Annotated in this window: 24 protein-coding genes and 1 pseudogene; 9 read left to right on the plus strand and 16 right to left on the minus strand. The window is 63.1% G+C overall.

The features are described 5' to 3' along the window. Positions 1-3: 3 nt before the first annotated feature. The 3 genes and pseudogenes from rsxB to metG all read right to left on the minus strand — a co-directional run. Positions 4-840, minus strand: a pseudogene (rsxB, locus tag F8N82_RS03460) (electron transport complex subunit RsxB); the annotation flags it as partial. Then, a complete protein-coding gene (locus F8N82_RS03465) occupies positions 837-1,418 on the minus strand; it encodes an Rnf-Nqr domain containing protein (RefSeq protein ID WP_038999125.1) in 582 nt (193 codons plus the stop codon). The pseudogene rsxB and the gene F8N82_RS03465, both read right to left, overlap by 4 nt. Before the next feature lie 90 nt (positions 1,419-1,508). Beyond that, positions 1,509-3,548 carry a methionine--tRNA ligase gene (gene metG, locus F8N82_RS03470; RefSeq protein ID WP_038999126.1) on the minus strand — a complete coding sequence of 680 codons (2,040 nt, stop codon included), beginning with the start codon at positions 3,546-3,548 and terminating at the stop codon, positions 1,509-1,511. Positions 3,549-3,704: 156 nt separating this feature from the next. On the opposite strand from metG, the gene apbC reads away from it, so the two are divergent. Then, positions 3,705-4,799, plus strand: a complete 1,095-nt coding sequence (gene apbC / locus F8N82_RS03475) for an iron-sulfur cluster carrier protein ApbC (protein ID WP_038999127.1) — start codon at positions 3,705-3,707, stop codon at positions 4,797-4,799. Between the two features lie 128 nt (positions 4,800-4,927). Here the strand turns inward: apbC and F8N82_RS03480 are convergent, their stop codons facing one another. Then, positions 4,928-5,137, minus strand: coding sequence for a cold-shock protein (locus tag F8N82_RS03480; protein WP_010221054.1), 210 nt, complete (start codon positions 5,135-5,137; stop codon positions 4,928-4,930). A gap of 351 nt (positions 5,138-5,488) precedes the next feature. Here F8N82_RS03480 and dcd point away from each other — a divergent pair, with 351 nt between their 5' ends. Together dcd and F8N82_RS03490 are read left to right on the plus strand one after the other, a co-directional pair. Continuing rightward, positions 5,489-6,055, plus strand: coding sequence for a dCTP deaminase (gene dcd / locus F8N82_RS03485; RefSeq protein WP_028943496.1), 567 nt, complete (start codon positions 5,489-5,491; stop codon positions 6,053-6,055). 99 nt (positions 6,056-6,154) lie between these two features. Beyond that, positions 6,155-6,388, plus strand: coding sequence for a hypothetical protein (locus tag F8N82_RS03490; protein WP_038999129.1), 234 nt, complete (start codon positions 6,155-6,157; stop codon positions 6,386-6,388). Positions 6,389-6,391: 3 nt separating this feature from the next. Here F8N82_RS03490 and F8N82_RS03495 read toward each other — a convergent pair whose 3' ends face one another. From F8N82_RS03495 to F8N82_RS03545, 11 genes are all read right to left on the minus strand, one after another. Continuing rightward, positions 6,392-7,156 (minus strand): ABC transporter ATP-binding protein, encoded by a 765-nt coding sequence (locus tag F8N82_RS03495; protein ID WP_038999130.1) that lies wholly within the window; start codon positions 7,154-7,156, stop codon positions 6,392-6,394. Between the two features lie 23 nt (positions 7,157-7,179). Further along, positions 7,180-8,295, minus strand: a complete 1,116-nt coding sequence (locus F8N82_RS03500; protein ID WP_038999131.1) for a succinylglutamate desuccinylase/aspartoacylase family protein — start codon at positions 8,293-8,295, stop codon at positions 7,180-7,182. Positions 8,296-8,302: 7 nt separating this feature from the next. Then, positions 8,303-9,013, minus strand: coding sequence for an ABC transporter permease (locus tag F8N82_RS03505; protein WP_038999132.1), 711 nt, complete (start codon positions 9,011-9,013; stop codon positions 8,303-8,305). Continuing rightward, on the minus strand, positions 9,010-9,738 hold the full coding sequence (locus F8N82_RS03510) for an ABC transporter permease (protein WP_038999133.1): 729 nt from the start codon (positions 9,736-9,738) through the stop codon (positions 9,010-9,012). The genes F8N82_RS03505 and F8N82_RS03510 overlap by 4 nt, the downstream gene beginning before the upstream one ends. Before the next feature lie 63 nt (positions 9,739-9,801). Continuing rightward, positions 9,802-10,584, minus strand: coding sequence for a transporter substrate-binding domain-containing protein (locus tag F8N82_RS03515; RefSeq protein WP_038999135.1), 783 nt, complete (start codon positions 10,582-10,584; stop codon positions 9,802-9,804). Between the two features lie 164 nt (positions 10,585-10,748). Next, positions 10,749-12,788 (minus strand): c-type cytochrome, encoded by a 2,040-nt coding sequence (locus F8N82_RS03520; RefSeq protein ID WP_038999137.1) that lies wholly within the window; start codon positions 12,786-12,788, stop codon positions 10,749-10,751. Positions 12,789-12,982: 194 nt separating this feature from the next. Further along, positions 12,983-15,424, minus strand: coding sequence for a penicillin acylase family protein (locus F8N82_RS03525; protein ID WP_095162279.1), 2,442 nt, complete (start codon positions 15,422-15,424; stop codon positions 12,983-12,985). Positions 15,425-15,592: 168 nt separating this feature from the next. Continuing rightward, on the minus strand, positions 15,593-15,793 hold the full coding sequence (locus F8N82_RS03530) for an SEC-C metal-binding domain-containing protein (protein ID WP_010221064.1): 201 nt from the start codon (positions 15,791-15,793) through the stop codon (positions 15,593-15,595). A 6-nt stretch (positions 15,794-15,799) separates the two neighbouring features. After that, positions 15,800-16,270 carry an LEA type 2 family protein gene (locus tag F8N82_RS03535; protein ID WP_038999140.1) on the minus strand — a complete coding sequence of 157 codons (471 nt, stop codon included), beginning with the start codon at positions 16,268-16,270 and terminating at the stop codon, positions 15,800-15,802. 5 nt (positions 16,271-16,275) lie between these two features. Continuing rightward, the gene (locus F8N82_RS03540; protein WP_038999141.1) at positions 16,276-16,752 is read right to left on the minus strand and encodes a YchJ family protein; all 477 of its coding nucleotides are present in this window, start codon (positions 16,750-16,752) and stop codon (positions 16,276-16,278) included. A gap of 4 nt (positions 16,753-16,756) precedes the next feature. Then, a complete protein-coding gene (locus F8N82_RS03545; protein ID WP_038999142.1) occupies positions 16,757-17,251 on the minus strand; it encodes a DUF6231 family protein in 495 nt (164 codons plus the stop codon). Between the two features lie 160 nt (positions 17,252-17,411). Here F8N82_RS03545 and F8N82_RS03550 point away from each other — a divergent pair, with 160 nt between their 5' ends. The 4 genes from F8N82_RS03550 to F8N82_RS03565 all read left to right on the plus strand — a co-directional run bounded on the left by F8N82_RS03550 (position 17,412) and on the right by F8N82_RS03565 (position 20,038). After that, positions 17,412-18,104 carry an OmpA family protein gene (locus F8N82_RS03550; protein WP_038999143.1) on the plus strand — a complete coding sequence of 231 codons (693 nt, stop codon included), beginning with the start codon at positions 17,412-17,414 and terminating at the stop codon, positions 18,102-18,104. Positions 18,105-18,194: 90 nt separating this feature from the next. Next, complete coding sequence (locus F8N82_RS03555) at positions 18,195-18,914, plus strand: OmpA family protein (RefSeq protein WP_038999144.1); 720 nt, start codon at positions 18,195-18,197, stop codon at positions 18,912-18,914. A 97-nt stretch (positions 18,915-19,011) separates the two neighbouring features. Beyond that, positions 19,012-19,287, plus strand: a complete 276-nt coding sequence (locus F8N82_RS03560; protein ID WP_038999146.1) for a DUF1145 domain-containing protein — start codon at positions 19,012-19,014, stop codon at positions 19,285-19,287. Next, positions 19,280-20,038, plus strand: a complete 759-nt coding sequence (locus F8N82_RS03565) for a hypothetical protein (protein WP_038999148.1) — start codon at positions 19,280-19,282, stop codon at positions 20,036-20,038. Before F8N82_RS03560 ends, F8N82_RS03565 begins: the two co-directional genes overlap by 8 nt. Before the next feature lie 70 nt (positions 20,039-20,108). Here F8N82_RS03565 and F8N82_RS03570 read toward each other — a convergent pair whose 3' ends face one another. Further along, a complete protein-coding gene (locus F8N82_RS03570) occupies positions 20,109-20,567 on the minus strand; it encodes a CopD family protein (RefSeq protein WP_038999150.1) in 459 nt (152 codons plus the stop codon). A gap of 96 nt (positions 20,568-20,663) precedes the next feature. Here F8N82_RS03570 and dinG point away from each other — a divergent pair, with 96 nt between their 5' ends. Continuing rightward, a complete protein-coding gene (dinG, locus tag F8N82_RS03575; protein ID WP_038999151.1) occupies positions 20,664-22,808 on the plus strand; it encodes an ATP-dependent DNA helicase DinG in 2,145 nt (714 codons plus the stop codon). A 79-nt stretch (positions 22,809-22,887) separates the two neighbouring features. Continuing rightward, on the plus strand, positions 22,888-25,146 hold the full coding sequence (locus F8N82_RS03580) for a beta-galactosidase (protein ID WP_038999152.1): 2,259 nt from the start codon (positions 22,888-22,890) through the stop codon (positions 25,144-25,146). The last annotated feature ends 12 nt before the right edge of the window (positions 25,147-25,158 follow it).

Here is a 25,158-nt window from a genome sequence, read left to right on the forward strand (position 1 = left end):
GCCGGCTGCCGGTTGTAGCGCTTGCAGGCGGGCCTGGGCCTGTTGCGCTTCGCGCTCAAGTTCTACCAATTGTGCTTGCTGGGCCTCGTTGGGTGCATCACCAAAGGCGCTGCGGGCCTTGCTCAGTTGTGCCCGGCTCATGGCTGCGGCGATTTTTGCCTGCTTGAGCGCAGCATCGGCGGCTGCGGCTTTCTGCGCCTTGACCCGTTCGATGGCGGCCTTGATCGGGTCGAGGACAACCGCGCTCGGGGTGGCGGCAGTGGCGCTGGCTGCACGCTGGCTGCGAGCCAGGCGTTCGGCCTGCTTGCGGGCTTCTTCGCGCTGCAGGCGGTTGTTGCGCTGCTCAAAGCGACGCCGGGCATGGTTGCGCTTGTGGCTGCGGGCTACGAGGGCTGCGGCGTCCTGGGCCAGGCCGCCGACAATCGGCACCACCTTGCTGGCGGTGGTCAGTGGCAGCAGGTCGATGCAGTCCACCGGGCAGGGCGCCACGCACAGGTCGCAGCCGGTGCATTCTGCGCTGATCACGGTGTGCATCAGCTTTGCCGCGCCGATAATGGCGTCCACCGGGCAGGCCTGGATGCATTTGGTGCAGCCAATGCATTCGGCTTCGCGGATATAGGCGACCTGCGCCGGTGCACGGCCGCGCTCATGGTCCAGTTCGATCACCGGCACTTGCAGTAGCTGGGCCAGTGCGGCGATGGTTTCGCCGCCTCCGGGCGGGCACTTGTTGATCGCTTCGCCCGCCGCCAGGCCTTCGGCATAAGGCCTGCAACCAGGGTGGCCACACTTGCCGCATTGGGTCTGCGGCAGCAGGGCGTCGATGCGTTGAATCAGGCTCATGGGTTGAATAATCCGTTGAAACCGAGAAACGCCATGGCCATTACGCCAGCGCCGATCAGCTCGATCGGCAGGCCGCGAAAGGCCGCGGGGATGTCGTCGTTGTCGCTGCGCTGGCGCAGGTCGCTGAACAGGCTCAGGGCCAGCCACAAACCCAGGCCGCCGCCCAGGCTCCAGCCCAGGGTTTGCGTAATGCCGTAACCGCCTTCACTGGCCTGCAGGCTCAAGCCTAGCAGCGCCACGTTGGTCAGCAGCAAGGGCAGCAAGCCATCGAAGGGCAGGGTCGGCAGCAGGCGTGTCAGCAGGTTGAGCAGCGGTTTGATCAGCAGTACGCACAGCGGCAGGAACACGAACAAGCGCAGATACTCAAGCTGCAGGGGCCGCAGCGCCAGGCGAAAAATCAGTTGCCCAAGCCCGACCGCCAATACCAGCAGCAGCAAGGTCGCCAGGCCCAACGCATGCATCCGGCGCCGACGCTGATCGGTGGCGCTGCGCAGCAAGGGGTCGATGGCCAATCCCTGGTGCAGGACCAGGTTGTTGATCAGCGCGGCGCTGACCAGGGCCAGGAAAAATTCGCTCATGAGGGGGCCGAATGCTGAGGCTGTCCGCCATTATCCGGCAATGACGCGAGGATGAGAACGCCCCGACCGTAATCGGCCGGGGCGTGAGCCTTACTTGATGCGCTGGCCCGGCTTGGCGCCGCTGTCAGGGCTGAGCAGGTAGATCTCTTCACCGCCGGGGCCTGCAGCCATGACCATGCCTTCGGAGATGCCGAAACGCATTTTGCGTGGCTTGAGGTTGGCGATCATCATGGTCAGGCGACCTTCGAGCTTGGCCGGGTCCGGGTAGGCCGACTTGATCCCGGAGAACACGTTGCGCTGCTCATCGCCGATGTCCAGGGTCAGGCGCAGCAGCTTGTCGGCGCCTTCCACGGCTTCGGCCTTGAGGATCAGGGCAACCCGCAGATCGACGGCGGCGAAGGTGTCGAAGTCGATTTCCGCCGACAGCGGGTCCTTGGCCAGTTCGCCGTTGCCGGTGACAACGCTGGTCTGGCTGGCGGCCAGGTCTTCCTTGGACGCGGCGGTCATGGCTTCGACCTTGGCTGGGTCGATACGGCTCATCAGTGCCTTGAACGGGTTGAGTTGGTGGTTGCTCAGGCGGGTCTGGTGGTCAGCCCAGGTCAGCGGCGCGACGTTGAGGAACGCCTCGGCGTCGGCGGCCAGCACTGGCAGCACCGGCTTGAGGAAGATCACCAACTGGCGGAACAGGTTGATGCCCTGGGCGCAGATTGCCTGGACTTCGTCCTGCTTGCCTTCCTGCTTGGCCAGCGACCACGGTGCCTTGTCGGCGATCCAGGCGTTGGCCCGATCGGCCAGGGCCATGATTTCGCGCATGGCGCGGGCAAAGTCGCGGCCTTCGTAGGCTTCGGCGATGCCTGGGGCGGCGGCGAGAAAGGCTTCGGTCAGTTCAGGTGCGACGTCGCCGGCCACCATGACGCCGTCGTTACCCTTGTGGATGAAGCCGGCGCAGCGGCTGGCGATGTTGACCACCTTGCCAACCAGGTCGGAGTTGACCTTCTGGATGAAGTCTTCCAGGTTCAGGTCGAGGTCGTCGACGCCGCGGCCAAGCTTGGAGGCGTAATAGTAGCGCAGGTATTCCGGCGCCAGGTGATCCAGGTAAGTGCGGGCCTTGATGAAGGTGCCGCGCGACTTGGACATCTTCGAACCGTTGACGGTCAGGTAGCCGTGCACGTTGATGCCGGTCGGCTTGCGGTAGCCGGCGCCTTCGAGCATGGCGGGCCAGAACAGGGCGTGGAAGTTGACGATGTCCTTGCCGATGAAGTGATACAGCTCGGCTTTCGAGTCCTTGTTCCAGAACGCGTCGAAGTCCAGCTCCGGCCGCCGGGCGCAAAGGTTCTTGAAGCTGGCCATGTAACCGATCGGGGCATCCAGCCAGACGTAGAAGTACTTGCCCGGCTCGCCGGGGATCTCGAAGCCGAAGTACGGCGCGTCGCGGGAAATGTCCCATTCCTGCAGGCCGGCATCCAGCCATTCGGCGATCTTGTTGGCTACCGCGTCCTGCAGGGTGCCGCTGCGGGTCCACTGCTGGAGCATGGCCTGGAAGTCGGGCAGCTTGAAGAAGAAGTGCTGCGAGTCCTTGAGCACCGGGGTGGCGCCGGAAATCGCCGACTTGGGGTTCTTCAGCTCGGTTGGTGCGTAGGTGGCACCGCATTTTTCGCAGTTGTCGCCGTACTGGTCTTCAGTGGCGCACTTGGGGCAGGTGCCCTTGATGAAGCGATCGGCCAGGAACATCTTTTTGTCCGGGTCGAAATACTGAGTGATCGAACGGGTAGCGATGTGCCCGGCGTCACGCAGCTTGAGGTAAATCTGGCTCGACAGTTCGCGGTTTTCTTCGGCGTGGGTCGAGTGAAAGTTGTCGAACTCGACCAGGAAGTCGGCGAAATCCCCGCTGTGCTCGGCCTGGACGGCGGCAATCAGTTGCTCGGGGGTGATGCCTTCCTTCTCGGCGCGCAGCATGATGGCCGAACCGTGGGCGTCGTCAGCGCAGACATAAATGCACTGGTTGCCGCGAAGCTTCTGGAAGCGCACCCACATGTCTGTCTGGATGTACTCGAGCATATGGCCAAGGTGAATGGAACCATTGGCATAGGGCAGGGCGCTGGTGACGAGAATCTGACGTGGCTCGGACATGGGGGCTCGGCTACTTTTTTCGGCTACTTGAGATGAAACGGTGATCGGCCACTATAAAACGCCGGGAAATATATTTCACCCCATGGACGCATCTGGGGAGGGATGACGGGTTAGCATAGTGACCTGTTTTGCTCAGTCTTTATCACGGGAGTCTCCATGAGTGCCGTCACTCGCGCAGCCGTCGAAGCCGTTCTTCGCCAGTACACCGACCCTTACCTGAACCAGGACCCGGTCAGCGCCGGCTGTGTCCAGGCCATCGATATCCAGGGCGATCGCGTTAGCGTGCAGCTGCAACTGGGCTATGCCGCCGGCCTGTTCAAGAATGGCTGGGCGCAGGTGCTGCAAACCGCCGTCGAAGGTATCGACGGGGTTGCCTCGGCGCAGGTCGAGATCAACTGCGTGATCGCCGCACACAAGGCCCAGGCGCAGATTCCGGGCCTGGCCAACGTCAAGAACATCATCGCCGTGGCCTCGGGCAAGGGCGGTGTCGGCAAATCCACCACCGCCGCCAACCTGGCCCTGGCCCTGGCCCGTGAAGGTGCGCGGGTGGGGATTCTCGATGCCGATATCTATGGCCCGAGCCAGGGCGTGATGTTCGGTATCGCCGAAGGCACCCGGCCACAGATTCGCGACCAGAAGTGGTTCGTACCGCTCAAGGCTCATGGCGTTGAAGTCATGTCCATGGCCTTCCTGACCGACGACAACACACCGATGGTCTGGCGTGGGCCGATGGTCTCCGGGGCGCTGTTGCAATTGGTGACCCAGACTGCCTGGGACGACCTCGATTACCTGGTGATCGACATGCCGCCGGGCACCGGTGACATCCAGCTGACCTTGGCGCAGAAAGTGCCGGTGGCCGGCTCGGTAATCGTCACCACGCCGCAGGACCTGGCGCTGCTCGATGCCAAAAAGGGTGTAGAGATGTTCCGCAAGGTCAACATCCCGGTGCTGGGCGTGGTCGAGAACATGGCTGTGCACATCTGCTCGAACTGTGGCCATGCCGAGCATCTGTTCGGTGAGGGCGGTGGCGAGAAGCTGGCGGCGCAGTACGGTGTCGAGCTGCTGGCCTCCCTGCCACTGTCGATGCTGATTCGCGAGCAGGCCGACAGCGGCAAGCCGACGGCGATTGCCGAGCCGGAAAGCCAGATTGCCATGGTCTATCAGGAGCTGGCCCGTCAGGTCGGTGCGCGGATCGTGTTGCAGGAAGCGGCGGCACCGGCGATGCCGAATATCACCATCAGCGAAGATTGAGGTGAATCATCGCGGGACAAGCCCGCTCCTGTAGGAGCGGGCTTGTCCCGCGATGGAGCCCAAATCCAGGGCATAAAAAAAGCCCCACCTGTTAAGGGCGGGGCTTTCTTCAAGCTGTAAAGCGGAAGTTAGATAACTTCTACTTCTTCAGCCTGCATGCCTTTCTGACCGCGGGTAGCGATGAAAGAGACCGCTTGGCCTTCTTTCAGGCTTTTGAAGCCGTCAGCTTTGATGGCTTTGAAGTGTACGAACAGGTCGTCACCGGATTGTGGGGTGATGAAGCCGAAGCCTTTTTCATCGTTGAACCACTTAACGGTACCGGTTTGGCGATTGGACATGGTCTGTCTCCTTGGACAAAGTTAACTACGACTCAGGAAACGCCCTGGCCGAGACTGAGTGCAAAGAGGCAGAAAATTCATGAAGATGGGTTGATCGAAATCTTGCATCAGGTAGATATTCTCAGTGACACGTGCAGCACAGTGGCGTCACCTTAACCCTTTTTCCAGAACGTGCCAATGGTCTTGTGAAGCTTTCTCATAATTCATGACTGACGGTGCTTGGGGCCCCCGTGCAGGCCCCGTCATACGGGGATCCGACGGTTGATGCTGCATGGAACTTTGAACCCGGCGCCGGGCCCGGTAAGATGCCGCACAGAATTTTTTCACCACGCAATTTCAGGACACCCCGCCATGAGCATCAAATCGGACAAGTGGATTCGCCGCATGGCGCAGGAACACGGCATGATCGAGCCGTTCGTCGAGCGCCAGGTGCGCGGTGAGAGCGACAACCGGCTGATCTCCTTCGGCGTCTCCAGCTACGGCTACGACGTGCGCTGCGCCGACGAGTTCAAGGTGTTCACCAACATCAACTCGGCGACCGTCGACCCGAAAAACTTCGATGCCGGCAGCTTTGTCGACGTCAAGAGCGACGTCTGCATCATTCCGCCGAACTCCTTCGCCCTGGCCCGCACCGTCGAGTACTTCCGTATCCCGCGCAACGTGCTGACCATCTGCCTGGGCAAGAGCACCTACGCCCGCTGCGGCATCATCGTCAACGTCACCCCGCTTGAACCCGAGTGGGAAGGGCACGTGACCCTGGAGTTCTCCAACACCACCACGCTGCCGGCGAAGATCTACGCCAACGAAGGCGTGGCGCAGATGCTCTTCCTCGAATCCGATGAAGAGTGCGAAGTGTCCTATAAGGATCGTGGCGGCAAGTACCAGGGCCAGCGCGGCGTCACCCTGCCACGCACCTGAGGCGACAAAGCGAGGGAATTCCTCGCCTCCGGCAGACTCCAACGAGTTGAAGCACTGCGCCTGGCAACACGCCAGGCGCACGTCAACCAGGAGCAGCCCATGAAACTCGACCCGACCATCAGTGCCAAGCTGGCCGTGCTGCAGCCCAACAGCGTTGGGGTGTTGGCCTGGTCGCTGCTGGCCTATCCGCACCCGCACATCGTGCAGGCAGGCGGTGTGCCCGGTCAGCCGGATCCAGACACCCCTGACTCACCGCAACCGGGGGAGAATCCGCCGATGGAGCCGGGTGAGCCAACCTTGCCCGACGAGCCACCACCGGCACCCGTCGCCTGACAGCTACTTGAGGTTGCCGCTGAGGAACTGGCGCAGGCGTTCGCTTTTCGGACTGCCCAGTACCTCGTCCGGCGGCCCTTGCTCCTCCACCAGCCCCTGGTGGAGGAACATCACCTGGCTCGCCACTTTGCGCGCGAAGGCCATTTCGTGGGTGACCATGATCATGGTCCGGCCTTCTTCGGCCAGGCCCTGGATTACCCGCAGCACTTCGCCGACCAGCTCCGGGTCAAGGGCCGAGGTCGGTTCATCGAACAGCATGACTTCCGGCTCCATGGCCAAGGCCCGGGCGATGGCCACCCGTTGCTGCTGGCCGCCGGAGAGGAACGCCGGGTATTGATCCGCCACCCGCGGCGCCAGGCCAACCTTGTCCAGGTATCGGCGAGCGCGCTCTTCGGCCTCATGTTTGCTGACGCCCAGCACCCGCCGCGGCGCCATGGCGATGTTGTCCAGCACGCTCAGGTGGCTCCACAGGTTGAAGTGCTGGAACACCATGGCCAGGCGCGTACGCAGGCGCTGCAGTTCGTCCGGGTCGGTGACATGCAGGCCATGGTGGTCCTGGGTCATGTGCACCGGCTTGCCATCGAGGGTCATGCTGCCTTCGTTGGGTTGCTCGAGGAAGTTGATGCAGCGCAGGAAGGTACTCTTGCCCGAGCCGCTGGCGCCGATCAGGCAGATCACGTCGCCGGTCTTGGCCTTGAGCGAAACGCCCTTGAGCACATGGTGCTCGCCGTAGCGTTTGTGCAGGTCTTCGATGGTCAGTTTGTACATGCGCAGGCTCTAAAGGTAAGGGTTCAAGGCGACAGCAGGTAGCCGCTGCGGTAGGCCTGGTTGCCTGCCACGTGGGCGATAACCATGCCGGCAGTGGCCATGCGCCGCAAAGAGCGGGCATAGAGCAGGCCGGGCTGGCTGTTGCGTACCGGGGTGACCTGGTCGCTGAGCGGGTCGATGACTTCGGCGATCAGCTCATCGGCCTGCAGGTACTGGCCGGGTTTGACGTGGAACACCAGCAAACCGCCCAGCGGCGTTGCCACCGGCTCCACCCCGGCCAGCGGCGTTGCCGGGTAGCTCAGCGCGGGCAGCGCGGCGGGTTCGCCTTCAATGGCGCCGTAGCGGATCAGGTAATCGAGGATCGCCGCGCAGTCGTGTTTGGCCAGCGGATGGCTGACATCGCCCTGGCCGCGCAATTCGACGGTTACCGAGAAGCTGCCCTGGGGGATCGGGAACTGTTTGCCGAAGCGCTGCTGCAATTGCCACCAGACCAGGGTGAAGCATTCATCGAAGGACTGGCCGCCCGAATCGGTGGCCAGCAGGCTGGCCTGGGCGCCCAGGTAGCGGGACAGCGGCTCGACCTGCGGCCAGGCTTCGGGGGTGGTGTACAGGTGCGCCACGGCCTCGAAGTCGCAGTGCAGGTCGAGCACCATCTCGGCATCGCAGGCCAGGCGCTGCAAGGTCAGGCGCTGGGATTGCAGCGGGGTGTGGGCGGCATGGGCATCCAGGGCGCGGCGCAGGCTTTCGCGGATCAGGGCGATGTTGTGCTGCGGGTCCTGGCTCAGGTGATCGGCAATCTGGTCGCCGATCTGGTCGCTCAGGTCGACGAAGTGGCGGTTGAAGTTCTCGCCGCTCTGCAGCTCGTAACGGCCCAGGGGTACATCCATGAGCACCTGTTCCAGGCCCACCGGGTTGGCGATCGGCACCAGCACGATTTCGCGGCGCAGCAAGCCCTGGGCCTCAAGCTCAGCCAGGCGTTGCTTGAGGTGCCAGGCCACCAGCATGCCGGGCAGTTCATCGGCATGCAGCGACGCCTGGATGTAGATCTTGCCGGCCCCACGCGGGCCGAAGTGGAAGCTGTGGATCTGGCGGGCAATGCCGGGCACCGGCGCCAGAATGTCGTGAGTCGAGTGATGCATATCAGTCCTAGTGTGTCGGTCCTAGAAAAGCCAGCCAGCGACGTTCGGCGATGCGAAACAGCCCTACCAGGGCGAAGGTCACGCACAGATAGATCAGTGCGGCGATGCCGAACGACTGAAAGGTCAGAAACGTGGCCGAGTTGGCGTCGCGGGCGACCTTGAGGATGTCCGGCACGGTGGCGGTGAAGGCGACCGTGGTGGAATGCAGCATCAGGATCACTTCGTTGCTGTAGTAGGGCAGCGAGCGGCGCAGCGCCGACGGCATGATGATATAAGCATAAAGTTTCCAGCCGCGCAGGCCATAGGCCTTGGCGGCCTCGACTTCACCATGGTTCATGCTGCGGATCGCCCCGGCGAAGATCTCCGTGGTGTAGGCACAGGTGTTCAGGGCAAAGGCGAGGATGGTGCAGTTCATCGCATCGCGGAAAAAACTGTCGAGCAGCGGCTGCGCGCGCACCGCTTCCAAGCTGTAGATCCCCGTGTAGCAGATCAGCAACTGGATATACAGCGGCGTGCCGCGAAACAGATAGGTGTAGAACTGCACGGGCCAGCGAACCCAGAAGCGCGGCGAAACCCGTGCGATCGACAACGGGATCGAGACCACGAAGCCGATCGCCAGGGCTGCGGTGAGCAGCCACAGGGTCATCGCCAGGCCGGTGATGTGCGTGCCGTCGGTGTAGAGGAAGGCGCGCCAGTATTCCTGCAAGAGCTCGATCATCGGATGGCCTCCCGGGTGCCGACGTTATAGCGCCGTTCCAGCCAGCGCAGGGCAACGTTCGAGGCGCTGGTGATCAACAGGTAGATGAACGCGGCGACGACCAGAAAGTAGAACAGCTGGTAGCTGCTCTTGCCGGCGTCCTGGGCGGCCTTGACCAGGTCGGCCAGACCGATGATCGACACCAGCGCAGTGGCCTTGAGCATCACCATCCAGTTGTTGCCGATGCCTGGCAGGGCGAAGCGCATCATTTGCGGGAAGACCACGAAGCGAAAGCGTTGCAGGCGCTTGAGGCCATAAGCGGTGGCCGCTTCAACCTGGCCACGGGGCACGGCGAGGATGGCGCCGCGAAAAGTTTCGGTGAAATAGGCGCCGTAGATGAAGCCGAGGGTGATCACCCCGGCGGCAAACGGGTCGATTTCGATGTATTCCCATTCCATGGTATCGGTCAGGGTGGTCAGCCAGGTTTGCAGGCTGTAGAAAATCAGCAGCATCAGCACCAGGTCCGGAACCCCGCGAATCAGCGTGGTGTAGGCCTGGGCGATCAGGCGTAGCGGGCGCAGCGGCGAGAGCTTGGCACTGGCGCCGAGCAGGCCCAGGCCAACGCTGACCAGCAGCGACATGATGGACAGCTTGATGGTCATCCAGGTGCCCTGCAGCAGCAAGGGGCCGAAGCCCTTCAAGCTGAATGCCGAGAGCCCCAGGAACTGCAGCAGGTCTTCGAACATGAACCGAACCTATGCCAGTGGACGCGATCATGTGGGAACCGGCGTTGCCGGTTCCCACAAGGGTTATTTGCCGCTGTAGAGGTTCAGGTCACCGAAGTGCTTTTTCTGGATTTGGGCATAGGTACCGTCGTCGTGTAACGCTTTGATACCTTTGTCCAGGAGCGCCTTGAGCTCAGTGTTACCTTTTTTGATACCGATGGCGGTCTTGGACGGCAGCAGTTCGCTGTCGACCGGTTCGCTGACTTCATAGTCGGCGCCTTTGGGCGACTTGAGAAAGCCCAGCTCAGCCTGAAGCATGTCCTGGATCGAGGCATCCAGGCGCCCGGAGGTCAGGTCGGCATAGACCTGGTCCTGGTTGGCGTAGGCCTGGGTCTTGACCCCGGCTTTGTCCAGCACGGCCTTGGCGTAGGCTTCCTGGATGGTGCCTTGTTCGTAGCCGACGGTCTTGCCCTTGAGCGAGGCCGGGTCGGCGGTCAGGCCTGCACCTTTCTTGAACACCAGGCCGGTGGGGCCGGAGAACAGTTCGCTGGAGAAATCGATGACTTTTTCGCGTGCCGGGGTAACGGTCATCGACGAGATCACGCCATCGAATTTGTTGGCCTTGAGCCCCGGAATCATGCCGTCAAAGTCACTTTCCACCCACTTGCACTTGACCTTGAGCTCTGCGCAGATGGCATTGCCCAGGTCGATATCGAAGCCCACCAGGGTACCGTCGGCGGCCTTCGATTCGAACGGTGCATAAGACGGATCGACGCCGAAGCGCAGCTCCTTGTATTCCTTGGCCAGGGTGTTCCCCGCAGCCAGACACAACGCGAGTGCGGAAAGCGTCAGCCATGCTTTTTTCATTGTGTGTCCTTGGATTCGCAAAGTGTTGGGGTGGCACAAAGCCGTTACCGGTCGATGCCAGACAACACAGTGATAGCAAGTTTCACACCATATTCCAGGCCAACTCCCACATTCAGTGGGAGCGGGTCTTGTCAGCGATGGGCCGCAGTGCGGCCCTGAACGGCTTAGTAGCGCGCATCCACCGGCTTGCCGCCCTTGGGCCAGTCCTTGACCTTGTCCGGGAAGTCCGGCCGTGGCTGCTGCGAGAACCAGGCCGCGACATCCACCGCCTCCTGATCACTCAAGCCGCCCTGGCCGAGCGGGAACTTCTCGTGAAAGCCAATCGGCATGTTACGTTTGACGAACGCCGCGGCGGTGTAGGTGCGGGCCATGCCGGCACCGATATTGAACGATTGATCGCCCCACAGCGGCGGGTACACCAGGCTGCCATCTTCACGGGCCAGGCCTTCACCATTGCTGCCGTGGCACACCGCACACTGCTCGGCATACACCTGCTTGCCGTTGTCCAGGTCCGGCTTGATCGCCGTATCGATCTTGCCGACCCCGCGTCCAGCCACTTTGTCGCCCGGCAGGGTGTTCATCTTCATCCAGTCGAAATAGGCCACCATTGCCTGCATGTCCGCCGATTGTGGCGGGATTGGCTTGCCATTCATCGAGCGCCTAAAGCAGCCGTTGATGCGCTCTTCAAGGGTGACTTCCTTACCCGCCCGGGGGGCGTAGCTGGGGAAGAACGCCGAGACGCCGACAAAGGGCGAGCCGTCGGCCACGGTGCCGGCGTTGAGGTGGCAGCTGGTGCAGTTCAGCGCGTTGCCGACGTTGTCCGGCAGCAGCTCACGGGTTTGCAGGTGCAGGCGCATGCCACGGATCACCTGGTCGGCATTGGCCGCGGCGAGCAGGTTGGCCAGGCGCGGGGTTTCAAACGCAGTCGAGTCGGTGGTTTGCGGGTTGAGCTGGTCACGCAGGGCTTTTACCTGCTTGGCGGTGATCGGCGAGCTGTTGTTGCCCCAGCGGCTGCGCACGAAGCTCAGGATTTCGGCGATTTCCTCATCGGCCAGGCGGGCGAAGCCCGGCATGGTGTAGACCCGCGAATGGGTGGCGGTTTGCGCGGTTTCCCAGCCGGTGAGGGTGATGTGCAGCAGGGAGGTCGGGTTGGCCGAGGCGATGCTCGGGTTGCCGGCCAATGGCGGAAACAGGCCCTTGACCCCACGCCCGTCGGGGCGGTGGCAATCACTGCAGAACTGGGTGTAGCCCAGGCCGCCGCGGCTGCTGAACAGGTCATCCGGTGCAGCGGCTGCGGCCAGCGGGATATCCGGCATCGGCAGGTCATCTTTGCCTGGCGGCAGTGATTTCAGGTAGCTGGCGATGGCAACCAGGTCGCCATCGCTGAAGTGCTGGGTACTGTGATGGATCACGTCGGCCATGTTGCCCGACACCGTGGCGAAACGGTTTTGCCCGGTCTTGAGCAGTTGCACGGTGTCTTCGACGGTCCACAGGTTGCGCAGGCTCAGGGCGCGCCAGTGTTCCACGGTTTCGCCGGCGAGGAAGTGCTTGCCGCTACGGCCGGCGTCGCTCATGGCCTTTTCCTGGAAGGCGATACCGCGTGGGGTGTGGCAGGCACCGCAATGGCCCAATCCCTGGACCAGGTAAGCACCACGATTGAGCACTTCATCCTTGTCGGGATCGGGCTCGAAGGGCTCGGTGTCGACGAAGGCGAAGTTCCACAGCGACAGGCCCCAACGCATGTTGAACGGCCAGCTCATGTCCGCTTCCTGGTTGGACTGGCTGATCGGCGTCACGCCGTGCATCAGGTATGCGTAGAGCGCGCGCATGTCCTCTTCGCTCATTTTCGCGTAGGACGGGTAGGGCATCGCCGGGTACAGGTTGGTGCCGTCCGGGGTAACGCCTTCACGCATGGCCGTGTCGAACTGCTCGAAGCTGTAGCGGCCGATGCCGGTGTCCGGGTCGGGGGTGATGTTGCTCGAGTAGATGGTGCCCATCGGCGTTTTCAGTTGCAGGCCACCGGCCATTTCCGGTGCTTGCGGGGCGGTGTGGCAAGCAATGCAGTCGCCCAGCTGGGCGATGTACTTGCCGCGGGCGAGGAGTTGGCTGTCGGCCGCAGCTGCCGGGGGCGGCTCACTGGCGAGTACGGAGAACGAGAACACGGTCGTGGCCACCAGGGCCAGACGGGAGAAGGCAGATGCCATTGCATTATTCCTTTAATCACCTGGCCTGGGGTGGTCCCCTGGGCACAGGGCTGCAATCGTTTTTATGGTTCATCAGGCAAAGGCAGGTGACGAAACTTGCCTCAGTTTCGTTGTAAGGGATTTGCTGGCGGGGGCTGTTGATATGGATCAGCGCAGCCGGCATTGCACCGGCTGCGCGTGCTGATAACGGCGTGTTACTTGCCCGGTACCAGAGTCAGGCGCTTGTTGCCGTAGGCGCGGTCGAAGTTCTGCGGTTGCAGCGGCAGGCTCATGTAGCGGCCCTTGAACCAGGCATCCAGGCCATTGGCAAAGTGCGGGCTGGCCGGGTTACCGGACTGGCCGCTGCTGCTTTGCAGTTGCAGCGGTTCGAGCTGGCCGAAGTCCACCACCAGGCGCAGCGACGGCGCCAGTTGAGCATTGAAGTCCTTGCCCCAGGCGTAAGGTGCCAGGTTCAGGGTACTGTGGTCGCCGCCAGCGGCCAGCGGGCCGCGACTGAGCGCGTCACCCAGGCCATGGAAGGTCGGCACTGGCCAGCGGTACTGGTGCAGCTTGCCCCATTGCCAGGCGCGGTGATCGTTGCCCAGTTGCGCTTCGCCGGCATTGACCGCCGCAGCCAGGCTGCGGGCGAGGATGGTCGGCTTGTCTTCTTTTTGCGCGGTCTTCTGATCGTCCCAGAACGGGCTGTCTTCGCGGCCGAGCAGGTGGTCGGCCTGGGCTGAATAGGACAACCGCGCGTTGCCGACGAAGGCCTGCCAGGTCGGGCTGGATTCGGGGCCCAGTTCGTCGAGGAAAGTCAGTTTTGCGCTTTCCTGCAGGAACAGTTCATACAGGGCGGCATCTGCCGAGGTGCTGCTCAGGCGGCCGTCGAATGCCATCAACCGGGTGTAGGCCTCACGGGCTTTGGTGCGCTGATCGGCAGGCAGGGCGTCGATCGCCTGCTTCAGCGGCTGGGCCATGCCGGGGGCTTCGAACATCTTTTTCAGTTTGTCGGCAAACAGCGTGGTCTGGTCGCTTTGCATCAGCATCAGGCTACGGCTGTCATGTTTGCCATTGCCGGCCAGTTGCGCCAGGCGCTCGGCACGCTCGGGGTAGTACCAGCTGTTGGACAGCTGCATGCCGTAACCTTTGGGCACGCTGCGCTGGTTGGCATTGCCGATCCAGCCCTGGGGCGGGTCCTGGTCGTAGGGGTGGAGCATCGGGTCGGCGTAACCGTCCCAGTCGTAGCGGCCGTCCCAGCCAGGCGAAGGCAGCAGGCCCTGGCCTTCGCGGCGGTTGGGGAAGCGCCCGCTGACTTGCCAGCCGATGTTGCTGGCGTCGGCAAACACGAAGTTCAGCGCTGCGGCGCCAATCTCGCGGGTGTTGTCGAAGGCACGCTCGACGTTCTGCGCCCGCGACAGGTTGAAGAAGGCGTCCAGGCTCTGGTCACCCTTGAGCTCAGGCATGCGCAGGGCCAGGCCCAGGCTGGCATTCTGTGGTTGGCCGAGCAGGGTGCCGTGGCGGGTGTCGTACAGGGTTTCACGCAGCGGGCGCTGGCCCTGGATGAAGAAGGTTTCGTTGCGGGCCTGGGCCGGCAGCCACTTGCCGTCGGCCTGGTACATCAGGCGACTGCCTTCCTTGCGCAGCTTTTCCAGGAACAGGTCCTGGTTGTCGGCCATCACTGCACTGGTGCTCCAGGCCAGCTTGCCGTTGTAGCCCGAGAGCACCAGCGGCAGGCCGGCAATCGACACGCCAGCGGCCTGGTACTTGGGCGAACGGATCTGTACCGGGCTCATCGCCCAGGCGCCAAGGGTATCGCTGGCCATCAGGCTCTTGCCGCTGCGGCTGCGCTGCGGAGCAATTACCCAGTTGCTGGAACCGGCCGTGCCGAGCAAGTTGAGCGCGGCCAATTGCTCGCTGACTGCCGTCAGTGGCGCCAGGCCCGCGAGCTGAGTGTTCAGGTTGAGGCCTTTGAGCTTGTCGGTTTCGGCCACGGCCAGGGGCTCGTCAGGGTAGCTGGGCAGCAGCCAGGCCAGTTTGTCGGTACCGACTTTTTGCGCCAGGCCAAGGGCGGCGAGTTCTTCCTGCAGGTTGACCGACTGGCTGAAGTTATACAGGCAGAAGATCAGCGCCGAGTCCTCGGGCTTCCAGTATTCCGGGCGGTAGCCGCTTTGCGCCAATGGCGCCGGCAGCTTGTCGCGGTAGCGGAACATATAGGCGTTGACACCGCGGGCATACACCTCAAAGAAGCGCTTGAGGCGTGGCGAGGCATCGGCGTACAGCTGGTTGGCACTGGCCTTGAGGTTGGCCGCGCGCATCAGGCGGTCGACTTCCAGCACATCGGCGCCGGCCATTTCCGCCAGGCGGCCTTGCGCCAGCAGGCGCATGCCGACCATCTGGCCGATTCGGTCACCGGCGTGGATATAGCCCAAGGCGAACAGAGCGTCGTGGAAGTTGCTCGACTCGATCAGCGGCATGCCCATGGCGTTGCGGCGCACCGAAACGTTCTGCGCCAGGCCCTTGAGCGGCTGTACGCCGGAGCTGGGCAGCACGCTGTCACGCTGGCCGGCCATCTGGCAGCCGCCCAGGCTGAGCAGCCCGAGCATCACAGCGGCTACGCCGAACCGGGGAGGAAAAGGGGGAAAGGCTGGCGCGGCCATGATCAGGCTCCTGCAGGGCGTGGCGTAAAAGGCGCTACGTTAGTGAGCGCGATCACGCCATGCAAGCGGGGCGCAGCCTTTATTTTCGCGAGCTGACGAGGCGTCAAGCCCGGCTAGCGGTCGCACCTGCGCGCTGCGCAAGCGGCGACCACTATTAAAAGGCCGCGATCAGGCGCCGTGGCACTTCTTGAACTTCTTGCTGCTGCCGCATGGGCACGGATCGTTGCGACCGACGTCCTTCAGGGCGTTACGCACCGGCTCCTGGTGGCCGTGGTTGCAGTGCGGGCCGTGTACATGGCCATGGTCATGGTCGTGATGATCATGATCGTGGTTGCAGTCAGGGCCATGGACATGGGGTTGCTGGGTCATCTTGGGTTACTCCGGAATAAGATCGCCGGGAATTATCTCACCACTGCGCGACAAGTGCAGGTCGCGGGCGAAGAATAATCCGCTGCTCAGTTCGCCTTCCAGGCGATAGCGCAAAGGGCCTTCAGTGCCTTTGAGCAGTTTTGCCAGGGGTTTGACCTGCTGCCAGAGGTTGGTGCGCACCGGGATCTTGAAGGTGCGCCGCGCGTGGGGGCCGACACTGCGCCACAGGCTGGCCTCGCCTTCGGTCAGCGGCAGGTCGTTGATCAGCACCTTGTAGCTCAGGTAACGGATGAACAGTCGGCTGTCGTTGGGGTTGTCGACCTGCACATGGAGCACGAACTCCTGTTGCAGCAGGCGCATCTTCACGGGTTCCACCTTGAGCAGGTGTACCTGCGGGTCCTGATAGTCACCGTCCAGCCAGCTGGCGCAGCCCACCAGTTGCAGGAACAGAACACCGAGCAGCAGCAGGCGGGCCATCAGGCTCAGCTACCCAGGTAACTGGAACAGCACTTCTTGAATTTCTGCCCGCTGTTGCACGGGCAGGGATCGTTGCGCGTGGCCTTGAGGCCGACGGTCGGGTCGATGAAGTACCAGCGGCCCTGGTTCTGGACGAAGGCCGAGCGTTCGCGGTGGCAATGTTCGCCGTCGTTGTCGTGCCAGCGGGCGGTAAAGGTCACGAATGCGTGTTCAGGCTTGCCACCGAACACCTCGGCGCCTTCCACCTCAAGGCCCAGCCAGGTGCTTTGCTGGCTCCAGGCCTTGATCGCCTCGCGGTCGAGCCCGGCCTGCTGCACTGGCAGGGTTGTCGCTACCAGGTAGTCGACCAGCCCCAGCACATAGGCGCTGTAGCGCGAACGCATCAGGGTCTGCGCATCGGGGGCGGGGAGCCCTGCGTGATAATGCCCGCAACAGGTATCAAGCAGATCGCCGCTACCGCAGGGACAAACCGAGACACTCATTACTTCACCACCAGTACTTGCCAAAATTTTCCGGGTTGGCCCAGAACTTGGCGTTGAGCCAGTCCGGGACCTGTTTGTATTCACGTAGATCATAGGTGAACAGGTTCAGAACCTGCGAATCACGCTGGAATTTTTCACTGGTCTGAAGGGCCAGGGCGAAAAAGTCGGTCTCTTGCCAGCCGCAGGCGCTCAGATCGGCCAGCACTGCCACGCGGCTGGCATTGAGATTACGGATGCCACCGAGCAATTGCAGGCCATCGCGTTTGCTCAGGTGCTCAAGGCAATCGACCAGCAATGCCAGGTCAAAGCGTTGCGCCGCCAGCTCTGTCGGCAGCGGGCCGGGGCTGGCCACGGCGATCTGTACCTGGGGATGCGCCTGGGCGAAAGCCTCCAGGGCGGGAAATCGCTCACCTATCAATAGCAGGCGCTGCGGCGCATAGCGGTCGAGCAGGGCGGCAAGGGCCTGTTGCGGGGTGCGCTGGGAAAAACCGTCAATCATCGGGAATCCTCGGTCAGATACGTCAAGACTAACGGTCCGGCGCCACTTGGCATAGTGCCGCGGCGCCGCATCATGGCCTATTGCTGGCGGATATCAATGAGGCGGTCTTTACTCCCAGAGCATCGGTTTTGCACCGATTCCCCCTAGGAGATGCAACAAAATGAGCATAGTACGCACAGCATTACCTCTGGTTCTGCTAACCAGCGTGTTGACTGGTTGTGCAGGTTTGCAAAAAACCGACTGGCCGAAGTGTGCTGCCGTCGGGGGCGTAGGCGGCGCAGCCCTGGGCGCTATCGAGAGTTCCAGCTGGGCAGGCTGGGGCGCGTTGCTCGGTGCAGGCTTGGCCGCGGGCTATTGCTGGTCCCATGGCGATGGCGACGAAGATGGCGATGGCGTACCGGACAGCCGCGACAAGTGCCCGGGCACGCCACGCGGCGTGCAGGTCGATGCCAACGGTTGTCCGCCAGAGCCTGTGGCTGTGGTCGAAGAGGTGGCCGTGGTCAAGGAAGAGGTCATTGTCATCCGTGATGTTCACTTCGAGTTCGACTCGGCCAAGCTGACCGCAGCCGACAAGGAACGCCTCAATACCATTGCCTTGCGCCTGAAAAACGAAGCGGCGAGCGCGCGTTTGAGCGTCACCGGCCATACCGACAGCAAAGGCTCCGACGCCTATAACCAGAAGCTCTCGGAACGCCGCGCCCATTCGGTCACCGAGTACCTGATCGAAAGCGGCGTGCCACGTGCCAGCTTCGTTTCGGTACAGGGCGCGGGTGAAACCCAGCCGGTTGCCGATAACGCCACCGCCGAAGGCCGGGCACAGAACCGTCGTACGGAAATTCGCATCGAGCGCTAAAGCGCCAGCGGCCTGTGGCTTGAGAAGTACCGCAGGCCGGTCTTTACTCCTGTGTGACCGGTAGAGGCCGGTGACACAGGAGCAATTCCCATGAGTGTTTTCTTCAAGGCCACACTGCCGGTCCTTCTGGCCGCAGGCCTGCTCTCCGGTTGCGCGACCCACAGTGATGGCAGCGCCCCACTCAATCAAAGGACCTGGCCTATCTGCAGCTTGCTTGGCGGCCTGGTCGGTGGCGGTCTTGGCGCCATCGAAAGTTCTGCCTGGGCAGCTGGCGCCGGTGCTGCCGGTGCGATTGCCGGCGGCCTGATCTGTTATGCCCAGGACGGTGACGAAGATGAAGACGGCGTGTTCGACCGTCGCGACCGTTGCCCCGACACGCCGGCCAACACCCCGGTCAGTCACACCGGTTGCCCGCTGCCACAGTATCCGGTGAGCCAGAAAGCGCCGGGCTCTGCACCGACCTCGGAAGTGATCACTCTCAGCGATCAGGGCGCAGTGATGTTCGCCTTTGATTCGGCGGAGTTAACCAGCGCGGCCCATCAACAGCTGCAGGCGCTTACCAGCAAGCTCAATGGCGACAATGTGGTCAGCGTCAAGGTCATCGGCCATACCGACAGCCAGGGCTCGGATGCCTACAACCAGGCACTGTCCGAACGGCGTGCCAGCAGTGTTGCCGAGTACCTGATCAGCCAGGGCCTGTCGCCAGCGAAGGTCACCAGTCAGGGCAGGGGTGAAAGCCAGCCGATCGCCGATAACGACACCGATGCCGGGCGGGCGCAGAACCGCAGGGTGGAACTGCACCTTAATTGATCGCGCCTCTGGTGCAAGGCGTGTGTCAGCCGTTACTGTTGCAGGTGATGCCAGCGTACCTGGCATCGCCACCGAAAAATAACAACGGGGGGCGCCTATGCAAGGTTTACTGGGGCTGGCCAAGGCCCTGACCGTGGTGTTCTGGTGGGTGGTGCTGGTGAATCTGCTGATACCGCTGGAGCACCCCTTCCACCTGCTGATCAACGCCGCCGGTGCCGCCCTGCTTGGCCTGCACCTGCTGGAAGTGCTGATGTTCAATGGTTGCTTGCGCGAGCGCAGCCATCGTTGGTTCGATCGCTTGCAGATCCTGCTGGTCGGTATTTTTCATGTTCTTTCAATTCCGGCACCCCGCAAGGAAGCTGCTCATGCGTAAATTGATCATTCTGGCTGCATTGTTCAGCCCCCTGGCCCTGGCCGATGCCATCAGCGTCGCCGCGCATTCGGTGCTGCGCCTGCCGAACAAGGCCAGCGTCGTGCATTTGCAGCGCCTGGATGTCGCTGATTCCGCCACCCTGGTGCTGCCCGCCAGCCTGATCGACCTCAGGGTCGATGAGTTGCACCTGGGCCAGGAGGCACGGATTGCCATCGTGCCGGCAGAATCCACCTTGCAGATCGAAGTGAGCCGGGCCAGTTTCGGCGAGGGCAGCCAGATCGTCGCCCATGGTGCGCCGGGGACCTATGAGAAGGCGGCAAAGGCCGGTCGCAACCTGGAGTTGCAACTGCATGAGCTGCAGGCCTCGACGCTGGCCATTGATGCGCGCGGCGGGGCGGGTGCGCCGGGTTATATCGGGCTCGATGGCGCCAACGGCAAGCCGGGAGGCTGCACCTGGGGCCAGGCCAGCCGCGGGGCCAATGGCGACAATGGCGGTAATGGCCATGATGGCGCGCCTGGTGGCCGGGTGCGCTTGGCACTGCCTGCAGGGTTCCCCGCCGAGCACGTAGTGGTCCAGCTCGATGGCGGTGCGCCGGGCATGGCGGGTGCAGCCGGCAAGCCGGGTGCCGGTGGCGCGAGCAAGGGTTGTCTGGTGTACAGCACTGCGGGCGGTGCTGCGGGCAAGCCTGGGGCTGCGGGTCAGCCGGGTGCAGCGGGTGCGGCTGGAGAGTTGATTCTGCAGCGCCTGTAGAGACACACGCCGGACCCTGTGGGAACCGGCCTTGCCGGCGATGGGCTGCAAAGCAGCCCCCGCCTTTAAATCACCACAACATCCCACCCGACAGCACCACCGCGATCCCCAGCATCAGGTTGATCCCGACCATCCGCCGAATTTTCGCCATTGCCGCCGCGCCTGCCGGCCAGTCTTCGGCCTGCACTGCCTGGCGCAGTTCCGGGTACAGCAACGACTGGACACGAAAGAACAGGGCGAACATCGCAATCGCGCCGCCGATCATCACCTGCACATGCCGCGGCGTCGTTTCGAAGCTGGCAAAACGCGTATTGACCATGAACATACCGCTGATCGCCAACACTGCGATTGCGATCCACACCCACACGAAAAAACGCTGAAACACTTCCACCCACAGGCGCAGACGAGCAGGGCCCTCCAGGGCTGCAACCGCCGCAGGGCGCAGGATCAGCCAGGCAAAGAACATCCCCCCGACCCACACCAGAGCGGCCAGAACATGCAGGCTGTAAGACAGGGCTAAGACGGGCATCGGGATCTCCATTCGGCGCAAAGGGCAATAGCGGGGTATGATAGCGACCCAATCGAAACACTGAAAATTTATCCAGCCCTTCGGGCGCCCGACACCATGATCAGCAACGAACTCAAAACCACGATTCAGGGCGCCTATTCGCGTTTTCTCGAAGCCAAGAGCCTCAAGCCTCGCTACGGCCAGCGCCTGATGATTGCCGAAGTGGCCAAGGTGCTCGGCGATATCGACTGCGACGACGAAGGTCGGCGCGTCGGCGAGCCGGCTGTGGTCGCAGTCGAGGCCGGCACCGGTACCGGCAAGACGGTAGCCTACAGCCTGGCCTCGATTCCGGCAGCCAAGGCGGCCGGCAAGCGCCTGGTGATCGCCACGGCAACGGTTGCCCTGCAGGAGCAGATCGTCTTCAAGGACCTGCCCGACCTGATGCGCAACAGCGGCCTGAACTTCAGCTTCGCCCTGGCCAAGGGCCGGGGCCGCTACCTGTGCCTGTCGAAACTCGATGTGTTGTTGCAGGAAGGCCAGGCGCAATCGGCGACCGCCCAGCTGTTCGAAGAAGAAGGCTTCAGGATCGAGGTCGATGAGGCCAGCCAGAAGCTGTTTACCAGCATGATCGAGAAACTTGCCGGCAACCGCTGGGATGGTGACCGTGACAGCTGGCCCCAGGCCCTGGAAGACCAGGACTGGGCACGCCTGACCACCGACCATAGCCAGTGCACCGGGCGCCATTGTCCGAACTTCGGCCAATGCACTTTCTACAAGGCCCGTGAAGGCATGGGCAAGGTCGATGTGATCGTCACCAACCATGACATGGTCCTGGCTGACCTGGCCCTGGGCGGCGGCGCTGTGCTGCCGGACCCGCGCGACACCATTTACGTGTTCGACGAAGGCCACCACCTGCCCGACAAGGCCATCGGCCACTTCGCCCATTACACCCGGTTGCGCTCGACCGCCGACTGGCTCGAGCAAACCGCCAAGAACCTGACCAAACTGCTGGCCCAGCATCCGCTGCCGGGCGATCTGGGCAAGCTGATCGAGCAGGTGCCGGAACTGGCCCGTGAGATCAAGGCCCAGCAGCAGTTCATGTTCAGCGCCTGCGAGCAGGTCGCCGATTTTCGCCCAGGCGAAGACATGGAAGGTCGCGAGCGGCCCCGGCATCGCTTCGTGGGCGGCGTGGTGCCCGAGCATATGCGCGAGATGGGCATTGAGCTGAAGAAGGGCTTCTCGCGCCTTAATGACCTGTTCACTCGCCTCACCGAACTGCTCAAGGAAGGCATGGACGCCGAGGTCAGCATCGGTATTCCCAGCCACCAGGCCGAAGAGTGGTACCCGTTGTTCGGCAGCTTGCTGATGCGTGCCCAGGGCAACTGGGAGCTGTGGACCGCCTTCACCGCCGAAGACCCGGAAGACAGCCCGCCCATGGCCCGCTGGCTGACCCTGGCCGAAAGCGGTGCGCTGTTCGATATCGAGGTCAATGCCAGCCCGATCCTCGCCGCCGAAATGCTCCGGCGCAACCTGTGGAACGTCGCCCATGGCGCCCTGGTAACCTCGGCGACCCTGACCGCGCTGGGCAAGTTCGATCGTTTCCGCATGCGTGCCGGGTTGCCCAAAACTGCGGTCACCAGCGTTGTGCCCAGCCCGTTCCATCACGTCGACGCCGGCGTACTGCGCGTGCCGGACCTGCGTGCCGACCCGCGCGATGCGGCCGCCCACACTGCGGCGATCATCCGCGATCTGCCGGAGCTGGTGGAAGGTTCGCGCGGTTCGCTGGTGCTGTTCTCCTCGCGCAAGCAGATGCAGGATGTGTTCGACGGCCTGGACCGTGACTGGCGCAAGCAGGTGTTCATCCAGGGCAACCTGTCCAAGCAGGAAACCCTCAACAAGCACAAGGCGCGGGTCGATGGCGGTGATTCCAGCGTGCTGTTCGGCCTGGCCAGCTTCGCCGAAGGTGTCGACTTGCCGGGGGCCTACTGTGAGCATGTGGTGATCGCCAAGATCCCGTTCGCGGTGCCGGATGATCCGGTCGAGGCGGCCCTGGCCGAATGGATCGAGGCCCGTGGTGGCAACCCGTTCATGGAGATCGCCGTGCCGGACGCCTCGTTGCGGCTGATCCAGGCCTGCGGGCGCCTGCTGCGTACCGAAGAGGATCGCGGCACCATCACCCTGCTTGATCGGCGGGTGGTCACCCAGCGCTACGGCAAGGCTATTCTCAATGCGTTGCCACCGTTTCGCCGGGAAATTTCCTGAAACCCGGAGCGCAATGCTCCGGGCGTTGTCTATCACTCAGTTCAAGGCCCCATGGGCCCTCAAGGAGAGCTCCAGCCCTATGATTCGCCGTACCTTGCCTGCCGTATTCGCACTGTTGTTCAGCACGCCGTTGCTGGCCGGGCAACAGACGCTGTTCAGCTTCGTTCGCCCGGCCGCCGTGGTCAACGTGGTGACCGAAGATGCCAGCCTGCCGCAGTACAACGCAGAGCAGACGGCCGAGGGCGAGGTGCTGCGCCGCGTGGTGTTCAACCCGGTGCAGCAGCCCAAACTGCGCCTGACCCCGCAGGCCGGGGCCTGGGACTGGTCCAGCGCGACGGCCATGACCTTGCGTCTGCAAAGCGCCATGGACTGGGCGCTGACCGTCGATGTCACGGTGCAAAGCAGTGACGGCAAGACCCTCACCAGCCGTATCGATTTGCCAGCGGGCCCTGCGCAAACCGTCTACGTGCCGCTCAAGGCCAGCTCGCCATTGAGCCAGGGCATGCGTGCCGGGCCGCCGATGCCGTGGGTGCATGAGGGCCAGCGGGTATTGCTGACCAGCAGTGCCGGCGAGGTCGATCTCAAGCAGGTGGTGTCGGTGACCTTGTCGATGAACAAGCCCAACGTCGCCCAGAGCATCCTCATCGAGCGTGTCGGCACCCAGGATGACGACCAACTGCAAAAGGCCGTGTATACCGGCTTGATCGACGGCTATGGCCAGTCCACCCGCGGCCGCTGGCCGGAAAAGATCGTCAGCGACGATCAGCTCAAAGCCGCCGCCAGCCGCGAACAGCAGCAGCTCAAAGGTTGGCTGGGCGAACGCAGCAAACTCAAGCTGGACAAGTTCGGCGGCATCACCGAAGGCCCGGCGTTCGAGGCCAAGGGCTTCTTCCGCACGGAGAAACGCGAGGGTCGCTGGTACCTGGTGACCCCCGAAGGGCATCCGTTCTACTCCCTGGGCGTCAACACCGTCGCTGCCGACGGTGGCCGCACCTATGTGGCCGGGCGCGAAAGCATGTTCAGTGTGCTGCCTCAAGCTGGTGAAGCGCTTGCGCAGTTCTACGGCGAAGGCAACAACAACGACGGCAACGGCTCGGCCCGTGGCCGCAACTTCAACCAGGGGCGCTGGTTCGACTTCTATGCCGCCAATATCGAGCGCAGCCATGGCACCCCGTGCACGCCGGTGGCGGCCAGCGACAAGGCCCCGGCGGTGGATTGCCCGCCCGCAAGCTTCGACAAGCAGCGTTGGCAGGGACACACCCTCGACCGCCTGCAGGCCTGGGGCTTCAATACCCTGGGCAACTGGAGCGAGCCGACGCTGGGTCAAGCCAATCGGATGCCTTACACCTTGCCGCTGGCGATCGTCGGTGACTACACCAGCATCAGTACCGGCATGGACTGGTGGGGCGGCATGCCCGACCCATTCGACCCACGCTTCGCCATGGCCACCGAGCGGGCCGTGGCAATTGCTGCCCGCGACCACCGCGACGACCCGTGGCTGATCGGTTATTTTGCCGACAACGAACTGGCCTGGGCCGCCCCGGGGGATGACCCCAAGGCGCGTTACGCCCTGGCCTACGGCACCTTGCGCCTGACCACCGATGTGCCGGCCAAGCGTGCTTTCCTCAAGCAATTGCGCGACAAATACCGCAACCAGGCCGGCCTGTCCAAGGCCTGGGGCATCGACCTGCCAGCCTGGGAACTGATGGAAGACCCGGGGTTCGAACCGCCGCTGCCAAGCCCTGAACACCCGGAAATCGAGGCTGACTTCAAGTACTTCCAGAAGGTCTTTGCCGAAACCTATTTCAAGACCATTTCCGACTCGCTGAAATGGCATGCGCCCAATCACCTGCTGCTCGGCGGCCGTTATGCCGTCAGCAACCCGGAAGCCGTCGCGGCCTGTGCCGAGTACTGCGACGTGATCAGCTTCAACTTTTACACGCCAAAACCGCAGGACGGCTACGACTTCAACCAGCTCAAGGCGCTGGACAAGCCGGTGCTGGTCTCCGAGTTCCAGTTCGGCTCCCGTGACCGCGGTCCGTTCTGGCCGGGGCCGATGGAAGTGGCCAAGGAAGAGGGCAGGGCGCCGGCCTATGCCAGCTTCGTCAAGGCTGCGCTGGATGAGCCGTCGATCGTCGGCGTGCACTGGTTCCAGTACCTGGACCAGCCCGCCAGCGGGCGCCTGCTCGATGGCGAGAACGGCCACTTCGGCCTGGTCGGCATTACCGATGTACCGTTCCAGGGTTTTGTCGACGGAGTGCGCAAGAGCAACCTGCAGACTCAGGATCAGTTCGGTAAAACCCTGGTGACTTCGGAAAAAGCGCCCAAGACCCCCTGACACCCGCTGCCG

It is taken from the genome of Pseudomonas fluorescens, assembly GCF_902497775.2.
Classification (GTDB): Bacteria; Pseudomonadota; Gammaproteobacteria; order Pseudomonadales; family Pseudomonadaceae; genus Aquipseudomonas; species Aquipseudomonas putida_F.

What these genes read in the sequence shown, in the direction of transcription:
- F8N82_RS03465 (WP_038999125.1), bottom strand. Translation starts at nt 1,418, where the DNA reads ATGAGCGAATTTTTCCTGGCCCTGGTCAGCGCCGCGCTGATCAACAAC.
- metG (WP_038999126.1), bottom strand. Translation starts at nt 3,548, where the DNA reads ATGTCCGAGCCACGTCAGATTCTCGTCACCAGCGCCCTGCCCTATGCC.
- apbC (WP_038999127.1), top strand. Translation starts at nt 3,705, where the DNA reads ATGAGTGCCGTCACTCGCGCAGCCGTCGAAGCCGTTCTTCGCCAGTAC.
- F8N82_RS03480 (WP_010221054.1), bottom strand. Translation starts at nt 5,137, where the DNA reads ATGTCCAATCGCCAAACCGGTACCGTTAAGTGGTTCAACGATGAAAAA.
- dcd (WP_028943496.1), top strand. Translation starts at nt 5,489, where the DNA reads ATGAGCATCAAATCGGACAAGTGGATTCGCCGCATGGCGCAGGAACAC.
- F8N82_RS03490 (WP_038999129.1), top strand. Translation starts at nt 6,155, where the DNA reads ATGAAACTCGACCCGACCATCAGTGCCAAGCTGGCCGTGCTGCAGCCC.
- F8N82_RS03495 (WP_038999130.1), bottom strand. Translation starts at nt 7,156, where the DNA reads ATGTACAAACTGACCATCGAAGACCTGCACAAACGCTACGGCGAGCAC.
- F8N82_RS03500 (WP_038999131.1), bottom strand. Translation starts at nt 8,295, where the DNA reads ATGCATCACTCGACTCACGACATTCTGGCGCCGGTGCCCGGCATTGCC.
- F8N82_RS03505 (WP_038999132.1), bottom strand. Translation starts at nt 9,013, where the DNA reads ATGATCGAGCTCTTGCAGGAATACTGGCGCGCCTTCCTCTACACCGAC.
- F8N82_RS03510 (WP_038999133.1), bottom strand. Translation starts at nt 9,738, where the DNA reads ATGTTCGAAGACCTGCTGCAGTTCCTGGGGCTCTCGGCATTCAGCTTG.
- F8N82_RS03515 (WP_038999135.1), bottom strand. Translation starts at nt 10,584, where the DNA reads ATGAAAAAAGCATGGCTGACGCTTTCCGCACTCGCGTTGTGTCTGGCT.
- F8N82_RS03520 (WP_038999137.1), bottom strand. Translation starts at nt 12,788, where the DNA reads ATGGCATCTGCCTTCTCCCGTCTGGCCCTGGTGGCCACGACCGTGTTC.
- F8N82_RS03525 (WP_095162279.1), bottom strand. Translation starts at nt 15,424, where the DNA reads ATGGCCGCGCCAGCCTTTCCCCCTTTTCCTCCCCGGTTCGGCGTAGCC.
- F8N82_RS03530 (WP_010221064.1), bottom strand. Translation starts at nt 15,793, where the DNA reads ATGACCCAGCAACCCCATGTCCATGGCCCTGACTGCAACCACGATCAT.
- F8N82_RS03535 (WP_038999140.1), bottom strand. Translation starts at nt 16,270, where the DNA reads ATGGCCCGCCTGCTGCTGCTCGGTGTTCTGTTCCTGCAACTGGTGGGC.
- F8N82_RS03540 (WP_038999141.1), bottom strand. Translation starts at nt 16,752, where the DNA reads ATGAGTGTCTCGGTTTGTCCCTGCGGTAGCGGCGATCTGCTTGATACC.
- F8N82_RS03545 (WP_038999142.1), bottom strand. Translation starts at nt 17,251, where the DNA reads ATGATTGACGGTTTTTCCCAGCGCACCCCGCAACAGGCCCTTGCCGCC.
- F8N82_RS03550 (WP_038999143.1), top strand. Translation starts at nt 17,412, where the DNA reads ATGAGCATAGTACGCACAGCATTACCTCTGGTTCTGCTAACCAGCGTG.
- F8N82_RS03555 (WP_038999144.1), top strand. Translation starts at nt 18,195, where the DNA reads ATGAGTGTTTTCTTCAAGGCCACACTGCCGGTCCTTCTGGCCGCAGGC.
- F8N82_RS03560 (WP_038999146.1), top strand. Translation starts at nt 19,012, where the DNA reads ATGCAAGGTTTACTGGGGCTGGCCAAGGCCCTGACCGTGGTGTTCTGG.
- F8N82_RS03565 (WP_038999148.1), top strand. Translation starts at nt 19,280, where the DNA reads ATGCGTAAATTGATCATTCTGGCTGCATTGTTCAGCCCCCTGGCCCTG.
- F8N82_RS03570 (WP_038999150.1), bottom strand. Translation starts at nt 20,567, where the DNA reads ATGCCCGTCTTAGCCCTGTCTTACAGCCTGCATGTTCTGGCCGCTCTG.
- dinG (WP_038999151.1), top strand. Translation starts at nt 20,664, where the DNA reads ATGATCAGCAACGAACTCAAAACCACGATTCAGGGCGCCTATTCGCGT.
- F8N82_RS03580 (WP_038999152.1), top strand. Translation starts at nt 22,888, where the DNA reads ATGATTCGCCGTACCTTGCCTGCCGTATTCGCACTGTTGTTCAGCACG.